A 20,364-nucleotide genomic window follows, 5' to 3' on the forward strand; every position below is an offset into this window, starting at 1 on the left:
AGTTGGAATATTCCAACAAAGACATATCGAACTCCCGCTCCTACCGTGACGTGATGACAGAGAATCCGGACGCAGCAGGAGGAACGAGCGGCGGCGGACAGCGACGTGAGCTGACCGCCCGCCTCGCCGTTCCCGAGATGGACTGTCCCTCTTGCGCCCAAAAGGTGAACAAGAGCCTCCAGCGTGTCGACGGCATTACTGACGTCACGCTCCAGCCGACCACCGGCACGGCCAACGTCACGTACGACCCTGATCGAACTAGCGAAGCCGACGTAATCAAGGCGATTGAAGGCGCCGGCTACGAGGTCGTCGGGGGCTCGGACGCCGAGGGCGATGATGAGGACAACCAGGCGGCCGATGGCGTCGACATCGCGCCACCATCGGAGGTCTGGACGAGTCCTCGCGCGAAGAAGACGTGGCTCGGCGCGGCGTTCGTCACGCTCGGCCTCCTCTTTGAGTTCCTCCTCACCGGACAGAACGCCACGGTGGCGAGCGTCCTCGAGTACCCGCTCCACATCGCAGATGTCCTGTTCCTCGGCGCCGTCGCCGCCAGCGGCATCCCGGTCGTCCGTAGCGGGTACTACTCCGCGAAGAACCGAAGCCTCGACATCGACCTGCTGATGGGGACGGCGATCATCGCGGCGACCGGTATCGGCTACTTCGTCGAGGCCGCCACGCTGGCCGTCCTATTCAGCATCGCCGAGCTGCTCGAGGACTACGCGATGGACAGGGCACGGGACTCCCTGCGCGAGCTGATGGAACTCTCGCCCGACGAGGCGACCGCCCTTCGCGATGGTGAGGAAGTGACCGTTCCCGCCGAGGAGGTCGACGTTGGCGAGACCGTCGTCGTCCGCCCCGGCGACAAGATTCCGCTCGACGGAACGGTCATCGACGGCGAGAGTGCAGTCGACCAGTCGCCGATCACGGGCGAGAGCGTCCCCGTCGACAAGACTGCCGGCGACGAGGTCTACGCCGGCGCGATCAACGAAGAGGGGTACCTCGAGGTAGAGGTCACCTCGACCGCTGGCGATTCGACGCTCTCGCGCATCATCGAGATGGTACAGGGCGCACAGGCGAAGAAGACCGAGTCTGAGCAGTTCGTCGACCGCTTCTCCGGCTACTACACACCCCTCGTCGTCGTGCTGGCAATCCTGACCGCCGCAATCCCGCCGCTGGTCATCGCCGACCCCATCTCGGTCGACCTGGCCGGGTACGGGTTCACCTTCGCGAGCGACTGGCAGACGTGGTTCATCCGGGGGCTCACCCTGCTGGTGATCGCCTGTCCCTGTGCGTTCGTCATCTCGACGCCCGTCTCGGTGGTGTCGGGAATTACGAGCGCCGCGAAGAACGGCGTCCTGATCAAGGGCGGCAACTACCTCGAGGCGATGGGCGAAGTCGATGCCGTCGCGCTCGACAAGACGGGGACGCTCACGAAGGGCGAACTCGCCGTCACCGATGTCGTCCCGGTCGGTGACACCACGGAGGACGATCTGCTCCGTCGCGCCGCCGGACTGGAGCGTCGCAGTGAGCACCCCATCGCTGCGGCCATTCTCGCCCGTGCTGAGGAGACGGGCGTGGGTAATCTGCCCGATGCGACGAGTTTCGAGAGCCTCACGGGGAAGGGCATCCGGGGCGAGATCGACGGCAAGACGTACTATGCGGGCAAGCCCGCGCTCTTCGAGGAGCTGGGCTTCGACCTCGCTCGGGCACGCCGCGAGACGGACGGCGGCGTCGTAGCGGAAGAGTCGTCAGAGTCCGACGACGGGGCGTTTGCCGAGAATGCACTCTCCGCGCTGGAGCGGGAGGGCAAGACGGTCGTCATCGTCGGGACGGAGTCGGAACTGCTGGGTGCGATCGCCATCGCCGACGAGGTTCGCCCGGCCTCGAAGCGGGCTGTCGAACGCCTACACGAGCTGGGCGTCGAGCGCGTGGTGATGCTGACCGGCGACAACGAGGGCACCGCCCGCGCCATCGCCGAGCAGGTCGGTGTCGATGAGTATCGCGCCGAACTCCTGCCCGACGAGAAGGTCGACGCAGTCGAAGAGTTACAGGCGGAGTACGGGGAGGTTGCGATGGTCGGCGACGGCATCAATGACGCCCCCGCGCTCGCCACTGCGGAGGTCGGCATCGCGATGGGCGCGGCGGGCACCGACACCGCCCTCGAAACGGCTGATATTGCGTTGATGGGCGACGACATCGGGAAACTCCCGTACCTGTACGATCTGTCGCATACGGCCAACGGTGTGATCCGGCAAAACATCTGGGCGAGCCTCGGCGTAAAGCTCCTGCTGGCGCTGGGCGTGCCGCTGGGTCTGGTCAGCGTTGCGTTGGCGGTCGTTGTCGGTGATATGGGGATGAGCCTCGGTGTCACCGGGAACGCGATGCGGTTGTCGCGAATCGCGCCTGAACGCATGGACGGTAAGACTGGCCAAGAAATGGGTGTATGAACCCATGAAGACTAGCGAGAAAGACAGTGCCACCTTATGCAGAACTGTGTCACTCGTCGAACACGAGAGCAACGAGCTCTCTGAACCCCTTCGGGCAGGTCCAACGAACACGTCGAACTGCTCGAATCCCGTCTCCCGAGAACGGGAACAAGAATAAGGTTACTCCGTTTGAAATCTTCCACAATAATGAACCCTTTCAATGCGATCCGCGAGTTCGAAGCCGATGGAACGACCTACAAAATGGCCGACCTCACCGTCCTCGAAGAGGAAGGCCTCTGTGAACTTGACAAACTCCCGGTCAGTATCCGTGTTATGCTTGAATCCGTCCTCCGTAACGCCGACGGGGAGGACATTACCGAGGACGACATCCGGGCCCTCGCTGGCTGGCAACCGGACGTTCCCGACGCCGACATCCCGTTCCAGCCGTCCCGGGTTATCCTCCAGGACCTCACCGGCGTCCCCGCCGTTGTAGACCTCGCGGCACTCCGATCGGCCGTCGAACGCAAGGACCGCGACCCAACCCTCGTCGAACCCGAAGTCCCCATCGACCTGGTCATCGACCACAGCGTCCAAGTGGACTACTTCGGCAACGAGGACGCCTACGAGAAGAACGTCGAACTCGAATACGAGCGCAACAGCGAACGGTACCGGGCGCTGAAGTGGGCGCAAAACGCCTTCGACGACTTCAGTGTCGTGCCGCCAGGGACGGGTATCGTCCACCAGGTGAATCTGGAGTATCTCGGGCAAGTCGTCCACGAACGCGAGCAGAACGGCGAGAACTGGCTGTTCCCAGACACCCTCGTCGGGACCGACAGCCACACGCCGATGATTGGTGGCATCGGCGTCGTCGGCTGGGGCGTCGGCGGTATTGAAGCCGAAGCCGCGATGCTCGGCCAGCCCATCACGATGAACCTCCCCGAGGTTGTCGGCGTGAAACTCACAGGTGAACTCCCCGAGGGTGCGACGGCGACTGACCTCGTACTGCACGTCACCGAACTGCTGCGGGATGTCGGTGTTGTCGATCGATTCGTTGAGTTCTATGGGCCCGCCGTGGAGACGCTGACTGTTCCTGATCGGGCGACAATCGCGAATATGGCGCCCGAGCAGGGCTCGACCATCAGCATGTTCCCCGTCGACGAGGCCACCTTGGACTACCTCGAACTGACGGGCCGCGACGAGGACCACATCGAGCTCGTCCGAAAGTATCTGGACGCCCAGGGGCTGTTCGGTGAGCAGAACCCCGAGTACACCGAGACGGTCGAACTGGACCTCTCGACCGTGACGCCGAGTCTCGCCGGCCCCAAGAAACCCCAGTCCCGCGTCGAGATGGGTGACATGCGAACCCACTTCCGGGAATTACTCCACGGCGAGTTCGAGGACGAACTCGACGACGCTGACGAGGAGGCGCTGGCCCGGTGGCTCGGTGAGAGCGACCAATCGATGGGGCAGACCGACGGCGGCAAGGCGGTCGTGGACACCGGTCGAGACCGCCCCGACCTCGACCCTCTCACGAAGCGCGCCTCCGTGAATATCGACGGCAACGACGTCGAAATCGGGCACGGGAGCGTCGTCGTTAGCGCCATCACCAGCTGTACCAACACGTCGAATCCCTCCGTGATGCTGGCAGCCGGGCTCCTGGCGAAAAACGCCGTCGAGCGTGGCCTCGACGTCCCGGACTACGTTAAAACAAGCCTCGCGCCCGGCAGCCGCGTCGTCACCCAGTACCTCGAAGCATCGGGGCTGTTGCCATACCTCGAAGACCTGGGTTACAACGTCGTGGGCTACGGCTGTACGACCTGCATCGGGAACGCAGGGCCGCTCCCGGAGCCGATCGAGACCGCTATCGACGAACACGACCTCTGGACGACGAGCGTACTCTCCGGGAATCGGAACTTCGAGGCGCGCATCCATCCAAAAGTGCGCGCGAACTACCTCGCCAGCCCGCCGCTGGTGGTGGCGTACGGGCTCGCTGGGCGGATGGACATCGATCTGGAGCACGACCCGCTGGGGTACGATGACGACGGAAACCCAGTCTATCTGGCGGACCTCTGGCCAGACAGCGACGAGATCCACGAAGCCGTCCACGACTTCGTCGACCCGTCGATGTTCGAGGAGAAGTACGCCGAAGTGTTCGAAGGCGACGAGCGATGGGACGCGCTGGAGGCCCCGACCGGCGAGGTCTACGAGTGGGACGAGGACTCGACATACATCCGGGAGCCGCCGTTCTTCAAAGATTTCCCGCTGGAGAAACCCGGCGTCTCTAACGTCGAGGATGCACGGTGTCTGCTAACGCTGGGTGACACGGTTACGACTGACCACATCAGTCCTGCCGGGCCGTTCGGGACGGATCAGCCGGCCGGCCAGTGGCTGATGGACCACGGTGTCGAGCCCCACGAGTTCAACACGTACGGTGCCCGCCGGGGTAACCACGAGGTGATGATGCGGGGCACGTTCGCCAACGTCCGCATCGAGAATCAGATGCTCGACGACGTCGAGGGCGGGTACACCATCCACCATCCGACTGGTGAGCAGACGACCGTGTTCGAGGCCAGCCAGCGGTACCGCGAGGAGGGAACTCCACTCGTCGTGATGGCGGGCGAGGAGTTCGGGACTGGGTCGAGCCGTGACTGGGCGGCGAAGGGGACCGACCTTCTCGGTGTTCGTGCGACCATCGCGGAAAGCTACGAGCGCATCTATCGGGACAATCTCGTCGGAATGGGTGTGTTGCCGTTGCAGTTCCAGGACGGTGACTCCTGGGAGGCGCTTGGATTGGACGGGTCAGAGGTCTACACGATCTACGGGTTGGACGACGAGTTGGAGCCGATGGCCGAGTTGACGGTGACTGCGGAGCGGTCGGACGGGTCGTCGGTTGAGTTCCCGGTGACGGCCCAGGTGGGCACACCTGCCGGGGTGCGATACATCGAACACGGCGGCATCCTACACTACGTCCTTCGACAGCTGCTAACCGAATCGTGACGCTTTCAAAGTGTCTCCTCGACCAGTAAGATCGCGAATTTCCGATTCCGTCGCTCGGAATTAGCGTAGCCCTCTGAAACGGCACACCGTGTTTTGTGCGTGAATACATATCAAGAGTGTTTCCAGTTCAATCAACGGTAAAATGACCATCGTAGCTTTCACACCCGATGCCGTAGCGATCACCGTCGAGTGGGCGAACAATATCCTGTGATCGAGTGAGGCCAGAGTTGTTTATTCCGCGCCGGTGATGGGTGCCGGCGCAGCTGGAGCGACCAACGACACCCGTGCGTCGGCGTTTCGAGGTGTCCAAGATGCATATGGTGATATACGCACTCGTAGAGGCATCGACGCACGACGACGCGCTGTCCACCGGAAAGTCGGTGTTCGACCGCCTGGTCGGCGCGGACCCACACGCCGGCGCCGTCTTCGATTACTATGTGACCTTCGACGAGGAGGACACGTCCGTTGCGGGGAAGGCACGATGGGGGGGGTTGCCGACGGCAGCCCCCGTCGACTCCGATGACGGCCAAGACCTGCTCGAGTGTGGCTGGGAGGCGACGAAGGAGGAATTCGAGCGTAATCTCGACCGGGTGAAGGAGGCCATCGACGAGCTCTCCGACGAGGAGATCATGCGCGACGAGGACCTCGCCCGGCACGCCTTCCACCAGGTCGGTGCGTACGACGGCCCGACGATCTTCCTGTACACCGAACACGGAACCGGCATTCGCCACCGTGGACAGTTGGACCGACTCCTCGAGGAGAATGAAGAGCTCTGGATCGTGCCCGCTGACGTCCACTTCTAACCAATGCCTCGCATCACCAACTGGCGACGCGAGAGCCGCTCGCCGACGCTTGCGTATCGGAACACCGAGACCGGGGCGCGAGCCGTCCTGCATCGAGCCCCGGACTCCTACCGGTACAAATGGCGTGGGGCAATCCTCATCGACGGCTACCCGGTCTGGTCGCGGGGATACGAGACGAAGGATGCGACATCGTTCCGTGACGAGCTCCGGGAGCGGCCCGCACCGGACCTCAGCTGCCCGGAGTGTCCGAACGACGACGTTCGCGTCGGCGAGAAGGCGGCAGACGGGGCGAAAGTCCAGCGGTGGTATGACTGCCCCGATTGTGGGTACGAAGCCCCCTCACGCATCGTCTACGGCGCCGAACGGTGAGTGAGCGCTGGGCGCTGTTTTTCGGCCGGGCACGAGGTAGTGGCCCGGTACGACCGGGTGAGTTAACAAATGAGTCTCGAAGTACTTGACCGACACAGCGAGGCACTGTTCGAGTTCCTCTGGTGTCCCGTCTGCGGACAGGAGGTCTTCACTCACATCCCCTTCGAGGGGGTGTTCTGCAAGAACTGCAACACCCAGGTCGAACTCCAAGAATCCCGAGAGACGCGCGGCTACGAGGAGGCCGTGCTCGCCTGCTTCGATACAACCACGACCTGGAACCTCCACGTCGACGAGAAACTGCGCCGCGACCTGCCTGATGGGTCGGCGCGCGTGAAAATCTTCGGCGCACCGGGCGCCTACAAGGTCGACTGGTGGAGTCCAGAGCCGGGTGAAGACTGGGAACCTGTGGAGCGCGGGGAGTTCGACGACGTCGAGGAACCAGGGAAGGTGTCACACCTCGCATAACCACCAGTTAGGCCGTTTTCGGTTCAAGCAGTGATTCCATGTTTTCCTGCAATTCGTCGTACCCCTCAAACTCGAATAGCTCAGGGATTCGGGCTGTCGCTTGCGCTTTTTGTACTTTTTCACGGGCTCGACCAGCGTGACTACGTACAGTCCCGGTCTTCACGTCAAGCGCATCGGCGATTACGTACTCGTTCTTATTTGCTTCACGCATCACGTAGGTCAAAAACTGCTTTTTCGTGAGGGTGGAGTTATCCAGCAGTTCCTGATACTGTTCCCGATACGCCTCCACATATTCACGGGAGAATTCAGCTGCGACGTGAAATCCACCCCCAGAGGCAACTTCGCCGAGGACCCCAGGCCCACGGTTTGTTCCGACATAGAATTCCTCTTCCTCCGCATCCCAGTGTATATCGGGGATTACAAAATCAATCCCCATCGGTGATTCACGAAGGAATTCCAGCTTTTTCTCTTTCTCAGGATTGTTCTCCCAGTTACTAACAACCTGTTCGAGTGCCATACGGGAGAGATTGGCATCAAGTCCGGGGTGACCATCACGGAGAAGAACGGCTAAATCTCGGTCAGTAATCGTGTCTTGGTCTGCACTGTCGGACATAGTGATTACTGATAGGGTAATCAAACAAAGTATTTATATTTTGGGGTGGTGCAGAAGGCGAGGTGCTACAGATCGTGGACATACAGAGTCTATTGTTGCGCCGGTGATGGGTGCCGGCGCACACGTGCCGGCGATGATCGATGTCGACACGGAGTCAACTCAGATTCGTCGAACGAGTGGACCAGGACGGCGAACCAACCGATAACGACCGCGTCGCGCAAGTGTACCGACATTCGGACGGCTACCCGGAGAGCGTGCTTCGCGATCTTGCGCAGTTGAAGGAACTTCTCGACGCGACCCGTGCCGAGCGAGGACCGGGTTACACGGCAGCGTCGTTCGTGTTCCTCGACAAGCTCTCGACAGTCGACCTGTATCTGGATGGTGACGCAGATCGAACAATCGACGCAACACAGCCAGCGGATCTCCTCGAGCCGGACAATATGGAGCACCTCGACCAGCCGATGTTCCTGCTGGGACACGGTGTCGAGAACCCGGCTGTCGGCATCCACGGCGACGAGGAGTACCTCTACGTCGTTGAACTCCCGACCCGGAACCCATTCGAGGAGCCGTCCGAGTGGACGGTCAAGGTGAGTGGTCATTCCGCGTTCCCCCGGTGGGATGGTCCGACCGAGGACGCCTTCGAGCGGGCCAGCTGGCAGTTCCACGGCCCGCTTGAGCACGCGCTCGAAGAGCTGGTCGCTGAGCCAGCGTGAACACTTAGCCTGCTCAGATGATGCCGCCGATGACGAGTAGTCCGACGACAAGCAGCACCGTCGCGACAACGCTTCCCCCGGCTAGCCACTTGTTCTCCATCGCCTTCTCGTGAAGCGGCATATCGGCGTACTCCTCGCGGAACGCCTCGAGATTCTCCTCGTCGTAGAAGTACTTCGTCTTCAGCGCGAACCGTTCCGTCACCGCACAGCCCGTACAGATCGGCTCGCCTTCCAGCCGCTCCGTTTTGATGTGGCTGGAGCAGGCGATTGCCCCGCAGTTCGGACAGTAGGTGTACGTCTCGTCGACGCCGCTCGTGTCACAGTGGACGCACTGATGGATGCCGTCCTCGGCGGTTACTCGTGACGGGCCTGCCGCGTAGTACTCGTAGGGGTAGGTGTACTCCTGGAGCTCGGTCGTCTGTCGAACCTCGGGGAGGTACACCGGCTCAATCGACTGGACGGAGATGTCCGAGCGGTTCGGCTCGCAGGTCTTGTTGTACGTGACGTTGTTGTCGCCCGTGTAGGTCACCGTCGTTGTGTGGTGCTGCTGGAGCCGCTCGACGGCCCACTCCTTGTACTCCGTCTGGGTCTGCCCGAACCGCCGCTCCTCGACGTCGTCGAACACCTCGCCGAACTGCTCGGTGTCGAGGTCGACCGTCGCGTGGAAGTTCTCGGTGACCAGCGTCGCGACGTCTTCGTCGACGACCTGTGGCTGTCCGCGCTCGGCGTGGGCTACGAATCGCGTCCGGTCGTTGATCCGGTGGATGACGCCCACCGACGTCTCGAAGACGGCGTTCGTGTCCGCGGTGACCGCGACCACCGGGCGGAAAGTCACCGACGAATGCGTTTCTGGGAGGTCGGCGGCCTCAATGTTCTCGACGTCGCGGAACGCCTCCGCGACGGCCGCGTCGACGTCGACGGCCGGGTCGTACGGGCGGAGCGTCTCGTCGCAGAGGATCTCGATGCGCCCGTTGTAGAGGTCGAGGCCGATCTCGTCGGCGATCTCCCGGAGGTCCTCGCCGTCGAGCAGCTCGATTGGATGGGGGTCGTCGTTTTGCTGGAGTCGGTTTGCGTACTCCTGAGCAGGGTTCGTGAACCGGCCGGTCGTGACGACCATCCCGCGTTTCGGGCCGTCGAAGTCGAAGGTCGCGATGGCGGAATGGAGCTTCTGGACGACCGGCCGTCCGACCGTCCCCGTGTGCTTGCACTCGACGATGATCGCACGCCGCGTGCCGTCGACGACCTCCTCCATGATGACGTCGCGACCCTCGTCAGCCGTGCGGTCGGCCTGGCGGACGTTCTCGTAGCCGAGGTTTCGGAACACGTCCTCCATCACGTCCTCGAACTCGAACCCCGAGAGATCGTCCAGTACAGCCATCCTCAATTATGTGGACAGTACGTTGCAACTGCCAAATACGTTGCCGAACGCTACGCCATCCTGTTTGTTGAACCCCTGAGAGGGGTGCGGGGGTCACCGAACCGCCCGCGAGCAACGAATGAACGGGAATGTACCTATGGCCAGTTCGGAATCGGTTCCAGTAGCATCGCCCGCACAGTCTCACCGAGACGCAGTCGAATACGTCGGCTTCCGCGTCGACGGCCAAGCCGTCGTCCTGAACCTCTCGGAGCATCGGCGACTCTCTCTCGAGCGCAGTCTGGACCTCGTCAACCACAGTCCAAGCGGGTTCGAGTGGGGGTATAGTGGTAGCGGGCCCGCCCAGCTCGCGTGCGCGCTCCTCCTCGACTACTACGACGATGAGCAGTTCGCCCGTGAGCACTACATCGCGTTCCGGAATCAGGTGGTTTCGCAGCTGGAGTGCGACGGTGCCGCGGCGTGCTGGCACCTCCCCGGCGAGGAGATCGACGCCGCGATGGCGACCCTTACCGACGACGTCGTCGCCCTCGCCGACGGCGGACGGCCGTCACCGACGCTTCCCGAGAACTGGCGAGCCGTCTCTCGCCCTGATCGAAGGGTGTTCCAGCGCGCTGATCGCGACCACTACATCGTGATCGGGGATGGAAGCGACGAGTGGCTGGTCGTGCTCTGCAGCCAGGGTGACCGGGCATATCCTGCCCCGCTCGCACATCGGACAGTTGTCGAGGGGGCTGACGTGGAACAGGTAATCCAAGAACTCGCCGAAGAGAGCAACGACCTCATCGAACCCCCGGAGGGGGAGCACTGATGGAGACGCTTCGACTGGCGCGAGCCACCCACCAGCTCCTCGAACGAGGTGTCGAGGCGCTCGAGAAAATCGGGCGCGAACTGGAGCGATACAACGACCGACAGGAGCGCACCGACGACACCGACTCGTGACCGAAACTCACTCTCTAGACCAAATACGGAGTACCGGATTCCAGTATACGCCTACCCCCGATGGGTGTTCGTGTCCCATCCATCGGGAAGGCCAGCCGGTCACGGCGCCGCTCGGTTTGGGGTTCGCAGAGCGCGTCCATATCGAATCGATCCCGCGCCACGTCGCCGGCGCGATCTACGAAGCGCATCACTCCTATATGGACGATATCCCCCGGACGAATCTCGTCCATCACGGACTCTGTTACCAGGACCAGCTACTAGGTGCGATTACGTGGCGCTATCCGCTGATTCGCTCGCTGGAGTACGACGGGACGCGATTCGAGGGTGACGAAATCGTCGAGGCAGCACGGATTTGCATCGGCGTCGACTTCCCCAATCTCGCCTCTGCCGCCCTCGCCCGGTCGATGGAACGATTCGTGCGTCGGCACGGTCGGCGACGAGGCGTTCGGCTCCTGCTGACGTTCGTGCGAGCCGACTTCGACGGCTCGATGATCAAAGCGCTCAGAGACAAGGGCTGGCACTGTGCCGGTAAAACGGACCCCGGCCAAGCGGGAAATCGCCCCGATAAGCAGATCCGAGAGCAGCCGAAGTGGCGGTTCCTCTGTGAAGTTCCTGATGAGTCTGAGCGGGAACAGTCCTCACTCGGACGGTGGGCTCCGTGACTACGAATGCTCGTCTCGATGAGTTTGCAGCAGAGGAAGACTCGGACAACCAGCCGGAGCGCGATCCATCTGTAGTCGAGCGACTGTTGGACCCGATATCACCGGCCCAGGGGCTGCGACTCATCCCCGGCCAAGGTGACCCGGTGTACCTCCAAAACAGGGGAACTGAACGCTACCTGTTCCGGGATGCCCACGAGCGGTGGTTCATCCTCCAGCCCTCGGCCAAGGAGTCGGTCGACGACTTCGTTCGCTGGGTGTATCTCCCCGACGGCAAACCCGCCGAGATTGCCCGGACAGCGATCCGTCAACGGACGGTTCGCGGCTACCGGTACGTTCAGCGAAGCGGAGCTCCCGAGCCGGTTGGGACGACGGTGACAGCGATGTACGTCAGTGAGCCCTGGCCCGACGATGTCTACGAGTGTGGATCCTGCGGAGCCGAGTTCGAGTCGCCCCATGCTCACGCCCTTCACTGCTGGGAGGACCATCCCTGGGTTCCGAACCCGGAGCAGGTTCGGCTACGCCGCTCCAGCACCGAGTAACGACAGTGCGACAGTTTCCCGACGGTGGTTCGATTAACCAACAGACAGCCGCTTCCTAGGTTAGTGTTGGTTAACGTGGTGTTGTTGTTGCGCCCGGCAGAGGGGCGCAGGGCGCGAGACGATGCAGGCAGCCGTCGATGAGCGTTCCTGCGTCGAGGTGACTACGATGAAAGACCCAGAGTCGAGAACCATCTTCGCAGGCGTCGATGGACGTACCGACACCGAACTACCCGAGTGGTATCGTCAGCGTCACGGCGGCAAAGACACCGTGAGCTTCGCTGAGGCGATCCGCGACCTCCCGCAGGCCGTCGAGACGACCGTGGCGTACCAGAATCCGTACACCGACGAGTGGGTCGAGACGGAGCGGTTCAACGCGCTCGTCGAGCCGAGTCGCGCTCGAGAGCAGGCCCGTGAGGAGGACGCCGAAACGGATTCTTTGTTCCATATTCCGACCGACTCGTACTCGATCATCAACCCGGTCGACGTCTACGGCCCTCTGGAGGAGGTCCTTCGGGAGGAGACTATCGACCGAACGCCGCTGGGTGACGTGATGTTCGGCGAGATTCGTCGCTACCGGGGCGGCGGCGAGGTCCATATGGACATCATGTTCGACGGCCTCGAAGTGCGCCTTCCCGGCCGGTCGGACCCGATCACGATGGGCGTCACGTCGGGCTACGACTTCTTCGGTGAGCACGCCGTCTACGTCGAGGGGTTCGCCCAGGACGGGTACTGTTCAAATACGATGCGTTCGCTCACCGACAAGGAGGTCATCAAACACGTCGGCGACGTGCGGAACTTCCGCACCTGGTGGGAGGAGCTTCTCGCACAGGTCGAACTCGTCGCCGACGACCTATTCGAGTTCATCCGGGACGCCCAGGACATCGACCTCGACTTCTCGGAGCTCCCGTTCACCGTCACGGAGTTTTACAGTCTTCTGGGCTTCCCGGACTACCTGGCCGAGCGCGCTGCGAGTGATGCGGAGGCCAACGCGACCTCCCCCGTCGAGATCGATATGTGGACGCTGCATTCCGGCGCCACGTACGCGCTCACCCACTTCTTCCAAGGCAAGGAGGGTGCGTCGCTGGACGGCTACGTTCGCACGGCCAACGACATCCTGTTCAACCCGGAGGGCACCATCGAGCGCGTCGAACGCGCTTACGAGGAGGAGCTGGAGACAGACGGCGATGACGGGTCGCAGGCGTCGCTCGCCGGCGAGCGCGCGCTCGCGAGCATCGAGCGCATCAGCGACGATCTGCAAGAGAAGGTCAACCAGTTCGAGGAGCGCGAGGACGCGCTTCGTGAGCGGTTCCAAGATGCCATGAGCTGATTGTCGGAGCGGCGTTCACTGATACAATCCTAAAATAGCAGTCTACGTTAGAGATTCCGGTTCCTCGTTATATTCGACTACTAATTCGACATCCTCAGGACCGAATTCATCACGTTCCGCTTCAAGCGTATCAAGAGCGTCTTTAACCGGGAAGAAATCCGGCTTCTCGAGTGCATCTTCTGTCGCCCAGGCGTATCGAATCGTTTGCTCGGAATCAATGAGAAACACGGCACGCTGCGGGACGCGCTCGTGGTTCTCCCATTCATCATAACAGATGTCATATGACTCGGCAACCCGCCCGGAACTATCACTAAGTAACGGGAAATTGAGGCCGTATTCCTCGGCGAATGCTCGATGGGCGTAGACGCTGTCACCAGAAATTGCCCAGACATCGAGAGCGGGCGTTAGCTGAAACCACTCTGCATCGCGAATCGCACACAGTTCGTTTGTACAAATAGGACTGAAATCAAACGGGTAAAATACCAGCAACGCAGCCCGATCATTGGCTGTTGACTCATCCAAGCAGTACCCGGTTTGTTCTCCGTCACGGAGACCCGGAAGAGTAAATGACGGTGCAGACGCTCCCTCGTTTATCATACGACATAGTAGCACACGAAGACAGGATAGTCATTGGGTCAGCACTCCGATCTGAATTGCTCACCACTTGATGTGGGATGAAATTCACTAAAGTCCGTACGTCAGGAGTTCGCCGTCGCCCACTCAAGAAGCGGTTCTAATCTCGAACGAATCTCATCACCCTCGTCAGTTAGCGCGTATTCGACGCGTGGTGGAATTTCGTTGTACTGCGTCCGTGAGACGAGTCCTGCCTCCTCGAACTCGTCGAGTCGTTTCGAGATTGTCGAGGTACTCGCCGTCGGGAGGTGCTCCTCAATCTCCGCGAACCGCAGCGAATCGTGTGCGCCGATGATGCTGACGAGTTGCATCGCGTATTTCCGGCTCAACGTGTCGATGACACCCGTGAGCGGACAGTAGCACGTCCCCTCGACATCGCACGCGGGCGCCGATGACGTAGTGTCTGCCATAGCTTCGTGGCCTCCAACCTACTCCATAGCTTCGGACTCTGGAGTACAAGAACTTCCCGTCGTAAAGTATAGGCACAGATGACTCAGACAGCCGACTACGATCTCGTGATTCTCGGTGGCGGCGCCGCAGCCTTCGCCGCAATCACCGAAGCGAGTCGACGCGATCTCTCGACAGCGATGGTGAATACCGGCTTGCCCATCGGCGGGACGTGCGTGAACGTCGGCTGTGTTCCGAGTAAGCATCTCCTTGCCGTCGCCGAGAGCGGAGCTGCAGCGTCGGAGAACCCCTTCGACGCCGTTCGATACCCCGAGGAGCCGACCGTCGATTGGGCCGCCGCCCTCAACGACACCGACGAACTCGTCGAGCGGTTCCGGCAGGAGAACTACGTCGACGTCGCCGAGCACTTCGAGATCGACATCTACGAGGGGTACGGCCAGCTGGTCGACGATACTACCATCGAGGTCGTCGACGGCGCCGACGAGGGCGCACACATTACTGGGAAGAAGGCCCTCGTCGCGACCGGCAGTTCACCGTGGGCGCCGCCCATCGACGGCCTCTACGACGTCGACTACTACACGAGTGAGACCATCCTCGAGGAGCGCGACCTTCCCGAGAGTATCCTAATGCTCGGTGGGGGATACATCGCGCTGGAGTGGGGACAGATCCTGCACCGTGTCGGCATCGACGTGACGGTTCTCCAGCGCTCCGACCGCGTCCTCTCGGACATGGAAGGCCAACTTGGTCGCGAGATGCAGCGTGCATTCGAGGAGGAGGGCATCGAGGTGATCACCGGCAACGACTTCCAGCGCGTCCGCACGCTAGCAGCCGACGGCGGCGCCGAAGCGATTCAGTCAGGCGTCGCCGTCGAAACGACCATCGACGGAGACGAGCGAACGGTCACCGGCGACGCGCTGTTCGTCGCGACCGGCGTCCAGCCGAATAGCGAGGGCATCGGCCTCGAAACGGTTGGGATCGAAACGAACCCCGACGGGACGATTCGTGTCGACGAGTACTTCCAGACGACGAATCCCGACATCTACGCGGCGGGCGACGTGATCGGCGAGCCCGAACTGGAGACCGTCGCCGCCAAGGAGGGCAATCACGCCGTCAAGAACGCGTTCGGCAACGAGGGCGTCAGCATCGACTACGACGCGGTGCCAGCAGTCGTGTTCACCAGCCCGGAAGTCGCCGCAGTCGGGACGACAGAACGCGAGTATATGGACGAGCACGGCACCTGCTCGTGCCGAACCGTCCAGATGGCGGATGTCCCGCGAGCGAAGGCCGTCGAGAACACGGATGGCCTCGTCCAAGTCGTCAAACACCACGAGACTGACGAGATCGTCGGCGTCCACATGGTCGGCCCCCGTGCCGCCGACATAATTATGGAAGCCACGCTTGCGGTGACGTTCGGCCTCACGGTCGACGACATCATCGACACCGTCCACCCGTTCCCGACGTTCTCCGAGGCGTTCAAACAGGCCTGTCAGGCGTTCCGACGGGACATATCGACGATGAGCTGCTGTATCGAGTGAATCTCACTCCGGGTCGGCCGGCGCAGTACTGCGGAGGAGCATCGTCTTCACACGACCAACCCCATCGAAATCACGGAGCCGATACACGAGTTCCCGCACCCGCGCCGCATCGCCATGACAGAAGACGGTCTCTAAACACCACTCGCCCTGGTGGGTATGGCTCATCGTTTCGATGACGTCCTGAAACTGGTGCTGGGCCGAATGGAGATCGTGAATCACCTCGTGGTGCTGGTAATCGAATGCAAGTACAGCGACGACCTCGCCTGAAACCTCCTCGAGTTGTGAATGTCCCTCGATGTATTCCTGCATCGCTTCACGAATCGCCCGCGAGCGGGAGTCCAACCCCTCAGCCTGCCATGTCTCGTCGAACTCCTCGAGAATGTCCTCAGACACGTTCAAGCTCGTGCGCATACTCCCCAATTGATCCCCTACTGTCTTGACCCCTCGATTATTACGGAATTCACGTTTCAGTCTTAACAACCGCTATACAGCGCAGGGATAGAGGAATATATGAATGCTCCACGGCGAGGCGTTTCCACTGTTGGTCGGCGCGATTGCGCTCGGATTCGTGCACGGCATCGAGCCCGGACACGGATGGCCGGTCGCCGCGAGTTATGCACTCGATCAATCCAATAAGTGGCTCTACGGACTCGCCGCCAGCTCGCTGATCGGCATCGGCCACCTCATTAGCAGTCTGGCGATGGTCGGCGTGTTCTTCTACGCGAAATCCTACTTTCAGCTGACCCAAGTGAACGAGCCGATCTCGATTCTTGGCGGCGTTTCCATCGGCGGTCCAGTCAGCATCGTCGCAGGCGTCTTACTCATCGGACTCGGGATTCGAGAGTACACGCACGGCCATTCTCACCAGCACGAGGACAGCCACGGACACGACCACGATGAGCATACGGAGGAGCAGTCGAGCCACCACAGTCACGGCACGCCACCCACGCACGAACACTCCCCGGATGGGCTCCTTACACGGGTGAAAATTCGGCTTGGAAAAATCGGAGGGCACTCCCACGAGCACGGGACCGATCCGGCTCCTGACGCCGACCGCGGACTCCTCGGAATCGCCTGGTTCGCATTCGTCCTCGGGTTCGCTCACGAAGAAGAATTCGAGATTATCGGCCTCTGTGCCGGTTCGACGTACTGTCTGGAGCTGATGACTGCGTATGCGCTGACGGTCATCGTCGGCATTGTCGGGTTAACGATGCTCCTCATCGCCGGCTATCAGGAGTACGAAGAAACAGTCGAGCGGTATACACCGTACCTGCCGCTGTTCTCAGCGACCGTCCTCATCGTCATGGGACTCGGCTTCATCGCCGGCGTCTTCTGAATCACGCCGAACACTCTCCAGCGTCCCATTCTCAGTAAGGTCAATAAGCGCGCGATTTAGCAGTTCACGGAGGACGAACTCCTCGTAATGCTGTGTTGCACAGTACTCGCACGGCTTCATTTCTCGTGCCACCGCTTCGATGTCGTCGCCGTGCTCCCCATAGAGCGTCTCAACGAGCCCTGCTAATTCGGCTGCCGCGGTTTCCTGCGCCCCAGCGAGCGTCTGCTCAGCGTCCTCTGGTAGGTCATACGAAAAAATCCGCGTGTTCGACTTGTAGTACTTCCGCGTCCCCCCACCAGCTTCTTCGAGCCGGGCAATCTCGACCATCCCCGCATCCTTCAGGACGTTCACGTGGTGGCGCACCGTCGTCTCCGCCTTTTCTTCGCCACGACGATGCAGTTCGTCGTGGATCTCCTCGATCGTCATTTCCTCGGTTGCGAGCATGTCGAGGATCTTCACCCGGACATCGTTCTCCAGTGCCTTCGCTTTCTCCGGGTCCGTCGTCACGACTTCGCGGATCGGCACGTCAGATTCGAGGAGCGCCATTCTTGTGACGACATAGACGGACAACGACAGTAAGAGTAACGCCATTCCAACGACAGTGGTAGTATGATATCGAGACCGCTATAACTCTCGTCATAATGGTTATCCGCGTCGCACGATAACCAACAGGTACGATGGGAACGACACACGACCAATTCAACGTCGGGGGGATGTCCTGCTCGTTCTGTGCCGAGAGCATCAAGAAGGCCTACAGTCGAACCGACGGCGTTGAGGACGTCGACGTGAGTCTCGCCCACGAGGAAGTTCTCGTCGAATACGACGACGACCTGCTGAGCGAGGTCGAGGTAAAGGACACGCTCCGAGACCTCGGGTACACCATCCGCGACCCTGACAAAGCGAAGCGGTACGAGCAACAGCAGGCCGAACTCTCCGACGGCAAGCGTCGCCTCCTCATCGCCGGTGGCGCATCCATCGTTATCGCTGCCCTGATGGGATGGATGATTTTCGTGATGGGGCGCTTCGAGTCAACATCTCTCGGGATGGATCTGGTGACTCTGGGGCTGGCACTCGGGACGATGTTCGGGCCCGGCCGCTATATCAAAGAGAAAGCCTTCCAGAGCGTGCGCCGGGGTATCTTCAACCAGCACGTCCTCCTGGAAGCGGGCGCGTTCGCCGGACTCGTGGGTGGACTGCTTGGCCTGTTCGTCTTCCCGAGCTTCCCGACCGTTCACTTCTTCGCCGTCTCCGTGTTCATCACCACCTATCACATCCTTTCGGAGTACACCAGCCTCATCGTCCGCACGCGAGCTTCCCGAGCCGTCCAAGGCCTTCTCGACCTCCAGCCCGACACGGCACGCCGCGTCAGTGATGACGGTGATGTCGAGGAGGTCCCTGTCGACGACCTCGACGTTGGCAATCGCGTCCGCGTCAAGCCCGGCGAAAACATCCCCGTCGACGGCACGGTCGTCGAGGGCGAATCGATGGTCGACGAGTCGGTCGCTACCGGCGAGTCCATTCCCGAAGAGAAGGCCGCCGGCGACGCGGTGATCGGTGGCAGCGTCAACGAGACCGGGACGCTGCTCATCGAAGTAACTGCAACCGGGGAGGACGCGTTCCTAAACCAGGTCGCCCGCGAGATCGAGGAGGCGCGGGCGATGAAGCCCGGCATCATCCAGCTCGCCGACCGCGTGCTCAAGTATTTCGTCCCCGGCGTCTTGACGATCGCCGCGCTCTCGTTCCTCTTTTGGGTGGTCGCACCACTCGCGTGGGGGGCAGCCCCCAACGTCCAGCGCGGGGCGTTCGCAGCCTTGGCGGTTCTCGTCCTCGGCTATCCGTGTGCGCTTGGGATGGCGACACCGCTCGCCCTAATTCGGGGTGGCGGGAAGGCGGCGAACCGCGGCATCCTGATGCGCTCCGGTGACGCCTTCCAGATATTTCCCGACGTCGACCACATCGTGTTGGACAAGACCGGCACCATCACCGTCGGCGAACCCGCCGTCAGTGAAGTCGTCGCGTTCGGTGCCGACGAGGTGGATGTACTCACGACTGCGGCTAGCGCGGAGGCCTTCTCTGAACACCCGCTCGCAGATGCGATCCTCGAGTTCGCCGACGAGCAAGATGTCGAGTACGCTGACCCCGATGATTTCGACTCCGTGACCGGCAAGGGCGTCCGGGCAACCGTGGCCAGCGACGACGTGCTGGTCGGGAAACCGGGATGGCTCAGCGACGAGGGGATCGACCTGTCGAAGGGGAGCGACGACATCGAGCGACTTCAGGGCCACGGCCTCACCGTTGCCGGAGTTGTTCGTGACGGTGACCTACTCGGTCTGATCGGTATCGGTGACGAGGTCAAGAGCGACGCCGCTGCGACCATCCAACGGATGCGAGACGCCGGCATCACGCCCGTGATGATCACTGGAGACAACGAGCGCACCGCAGACGCGGTCGCCGAGGAGGTCAGTATCGACCGCGTCATGGCCGACGTGCTGCCCGACGAGAAACGCGAAGAGATCGGTCGCCTGCAGGACGAGGGTCACCGCGTAGCGATGGTCGGCGACGGCATCAACGACGCTCCCGCACTCACGCAGGCCGACATCGGGATCGCCATCGGCGCCGGGACCGACATCGCCATCGAATCGGCGGACATCGTCCTGATGGGCGACCGGCTTGGTGGCGTGATGGACGCCTACGAGATCGGGAACGAGAGCTACCGGAAGACCCGTCAGAACCTCGCGACGGCCTTCGCGTTCAACGGGGTCGGTGTCGCCGCCGCGACCACGGGGCTCGTTCACCCGGTGTTCGCGATGCTCGCGATGGTGCTGTCCGTCTCGGCCGTCCTCGCCAACAGCTTCGCTGGTCAGCTCCTCTCCGGCGAGGGTGTCAACACCGAGTTCGCCCTCGACGACCGCACCGACGGCGAGCGTGGAGACGGCCGAGTGACAGCCGATTAAGCCACTACGTCGTAGCCAGCTTGTTCGATTGCCGCGTTCACGTCGTCGTCTGAGACTCCATCCTCGAGGACCACGTCGACCGTGTCAGCTTCGTGGTCGGCCTCGATCCGATTCACATCATCGAGGTTTCGCAGGGCGGTCTCCACGTTCTGTTCGCACCCGTTGCAGGACATCCCGGTGACTGAGATCGTCTTTCGCTCCATGCGGGCCTGTAAACACTCGCGGGGAATGACCATTACGGTAACCGTTGTATCGGTTTCATCTCTATTA

At 61.7% G+C, this 20,364-nt stretch carries 21 protein-coding genes; 14 read left to right on the plus strand and 7 right to left on the minus strand.

What is annotated here, in order from left to right:
• The first annotated feature begins 53 nt into the window (after positions 1-53).
• From NO978_RS16030 to NO978_RS16050, 5 genes are all read left to right on the plus strand, one after another.
• Complete coding sequence (locus tag NO978_RS16030; RefSeq protein ID WP_257300588.1) at positions 54-2,447, plus strand: cation-translocating P-type ATPase; 2,394 nt, start codon at positions 54-56, stop codon at positions 2,445-2,447.
• Between the two features lie 186 nt (positions 2,448-2,633).
• Complete coding sequence (acnA, locus tag NO978_RS16035; protein ID WP_049983736.1) at positions 2,634-5,423, plus strand: aconitate hydratase AcnA; 2,790 nt, start codon at positions 2,634-2,636, stop codon at positions 5,421-5,423.
• Between the two features lie 311 nt (positions 5,424-5,734).
• Positions 5,735-6,226, plus strand: a complete 492-nt coding sequence (locus NO978_RS16040) for a hypothetical protein (RefSeq protein WP_049983737.1) — start codon at positions 5,735-5,737, stop codon at positions 6,224-6,226.
• A gap of 3 nt (positions 6,227-6,229) precedes the next feature.
• Positions 6,230-6,595 carry a hypothetical protein gene (locus NO978_RS16045; protein ID WP_135830759.1) on the plus strand — a complete coding sequence of 122 codons (366 nt, stop codon included), beginning with the start codon at positions 6,230-6,232 and terminating at the stop codon, positions 6,593-6,595.
• Between the two features lie 69 nt (positions 6,596-6,664).
• The gene (locus NO978_RS16050; RefSeq protein ID WP_135830758.1) at positions 6,665-7,060 is read left to right on the plus strand and encodes a hypothetical protein; all 396 of its coding nucleotides are present in this window, start codon (positions 6,665-6,667) and stop codon (positions 7,058-7,060) included.
• Between the two features lie 7 nt (positions 7,061-7,067).
• On the opposite strand, the gene NO978_RS16055 is transcribed toward NO978_RS16050, so the two are convergent.
• Positions 7,068-7,673, minus strand: coding sequence for a hypothetical protein (locus NO978_RS16055; RefSeq protein ID WP_229774170.1), 606 nt, complete (start codon positions 7,671-7,673; stop codon positions 7,068-7,070).
• Between the two features lie 140 nt (positions 7,674-7,813).
• On the opposite strand from NO978_RS16055, the gene NO978_RS16060 reads away from it, so the two are divergent.
• Positions 7,814-8,386, plus strand: coding sequence for a hypothetical protein (locus tag NO978_RS16060; protein WP_135830757.1), 573 nt, complete (start codon positions 7,814-7,816; stop codon positions 8,384-8,386).
• A 13-nt stretch (positions 8,387-8,399) separates the two neighbouring features.
• Here NO978_RS16060 and NO978_RS16065 read toward each other — a convergent pair whose 3' ends face one another.
• Complete coding sequence (locus NO978_RS16065; protein ID WP_135830756.1) at positions 8,400-9,764, minus strand: restriction endonuclease; 1,365 nt, start codon at positions 9,762-9,764, stop codon at positions 8,400-8,402.
• A 136-nt stretch (positions 9,765-9,900) separates the two neighbouring features.
• On the opposite strand from NO978_RS16065, the gene NO978_RS16070 reads away from it, so the two are divergent.
• From NO978_RS16070 to NO978_RS16090, 5 genes are all read left to right on the plus strand, one after another.
• Positions 9,901-10,569: a DUF6166 domain-containing protein gene (locus tag NO978_RS16070; protein ID WP_210425048.1), complete on the plus strand. Its 669-nt coding sequence runs from the start codon at positions 9,901-9,903 to the stop codon at positions 10,567-10,569.
• Complete coding sequence (locus NO978_RS16075; RefSeq protein ID WP_008458061.1) at positions 10,569-10,700, plus strand: hypothetical protein; 132 nt, start codon at positions 10,569-10,571, stop codon at positions 10,698-10,700. The genes NO978_RS16070 and NO978_RS16075 overlap by 1 nt, the downstream gene beginning before the upstream one ends.
• Before the next feature lie 116 nt (positions 10,701-10,816).
• Entirely contained in the window at positions 10,817-11,362 is a 546-nt protein-coding gene (locus tag NO978_RS16080; protein WP_257300589.1) for a hypothetical protein, read from the plus strand.
• Positions 11,350-11,901, plus strand: coding sequence for a hypothetical protein (locus NO978_RS16085; RefSeq protein WP_103992926.1), 552 nt, complete (start codon positions 11,350-11,352; stop codon positions 11,899-11,901). The genes NO978_RS16080 and NO978_RS16085 overlap by 13 nt, the downstream gene beginning before the upstream one ends.
• A 166-nt stretch (positions 11,902-12,067) precedes the next feature.
• On the plus strand, positions 12,068-13,228 hold the full coding sequence (locus NO978_RS16090) for a hypothetical protein (protein WP_240728576.1): 1,161 nt from the start codon (positions 12,068-12,070) through the stop codon (positions 13,226-13,228).
• Positions 13,229-13,270: 42 nt separating this feature from the next.
• Here NO978_RS16090 and NO978_RS16095 read toward each other — a convergent pair whose 3' ends face one another.
• On the minus strand, positions 13,271-13,825 hold the full coding sequence (locus NO978_RS16095) for a peroxiredoxin (RefSeq protein ID WP_089649945.1): 555 nt from the start codon (positions 13,823-13,825) through the stop codon (positions 13,271-13,273).
• A 101-nt stretch (positions 13,826-13,926) separates the two neighbouring features.
• On the minus strand, positions 13,927-14,271 hold the full coding sequence (locus tag NO978_RS16100) for a helix-turn-helix domain-containing protein (RefSeq protein ID WP_089649946.1): 345 nt from the start codon (positions 14,269-14,271) through the stop codon (positions 13,927-13,929).
• Between the two features lie 78 nt (positions 14,272-14,349).
• Here NO978_RS16100 and merA point away from each other — a divergent pair, with 78 nt between their 5' ends.
• Entirely contained in the window at positions 14,350-15,804 is a 1,455-nt protein-coding gene (merA, locus tag NO978_RS16105; protein ID WP_103992927.1) for a mercury(II) reductase, read from the plus strand.
• A 3-nt stretch (positions 15,805-15,807) separates the two neighbouring features.
• Here merA and NO978_RS16110 read toward each other — a convergent pair whose 3' ends face one another.
• Positions 15,808-16,215: a CopG family ribbon-helix-helix protein gene (locus NO978_RS16110; RefSeq protein ID WP_011222470.1), complete on the minus strand. Its 408-nt coding sequence runs from the start codon at positions 16,213-16,215 to the stop codon at positions 15,808-15,810.
• A gap of 103 nt (positions 16,216-16,318) precedes the next feature.
• On the opposite strand from NO978_RS16110, the gene NO978_RS16115 reads away from it, so the two are divergent.
• A complete protein-coding gene (locus NO978_RS16115) occupies positions 16,319-17,140 on the plus strand; it encodes a hypothetical protein (protein WP_103992928.1) in 822 nt (273 codons plus the stop codon).
• On the opposite strand, the gene NO978_RS16120 is transcribed toward NO978_RS16115, so the two are convergent.
• Positions 17,087-17,686 (minus strand): winged helix-turn-helix domain-containing protein, encoded by a 600-nt coding sequence (locus tag NO978_RS16120; protein ID WP_103993006.1) that lies wholly within the window; start codon positions 17,684-17,686, stop codon positions 17,087-17,089. The genes NO978_RS16115 and NO978_RS16120 overlap by 54 nt on opposite strands.
• 131 nt (positions 17,687-17,817) lie before the next feature.
• Between NO978_RS16120 and NO978_RS16125 the strand changes: the two genes are divergently transcribed.
• On the plus strand, positions 17,818-20,094 hold the full coding sequence (locus NO978_RS16125; protein ID WP_103992929.1) for a cation-translocating P-type ATPase: 2,277 nt from the start codon (positions 17,818-17,820) through the stop codon (positions 20,092-20,094).
• Here NO978_RS16125 and NO978_RS16130 read toward each other — a convergent pair.
• Entirely contained in the window at positions 20,091-20,297 is a 207-nt protein-coding gene (locus NO978_RS16130; RefSeq protein ID WP_049938502.1) for a heavy-metal-associated domain-containing protein, read from the minus strand. The two genes, NO978_RS16125 and NO978_RS16130, sit on opposite strands and share 4 nt — an antisense overlap.
• Positions 20,298-20,364 lie beyond the last annotated feature (67 nt).

Origin of the sequence: Haloarchaeobius sp. FL176, from assembly GCF_024609245.1 — an archaeon.
In the GTDB taxonomy this organism is placed as follows: domain Archaea; phylum Halobacteriota; class Halobacteria; order Halobacteriales; family Natrialbaceae; genus Haloarchaeobius.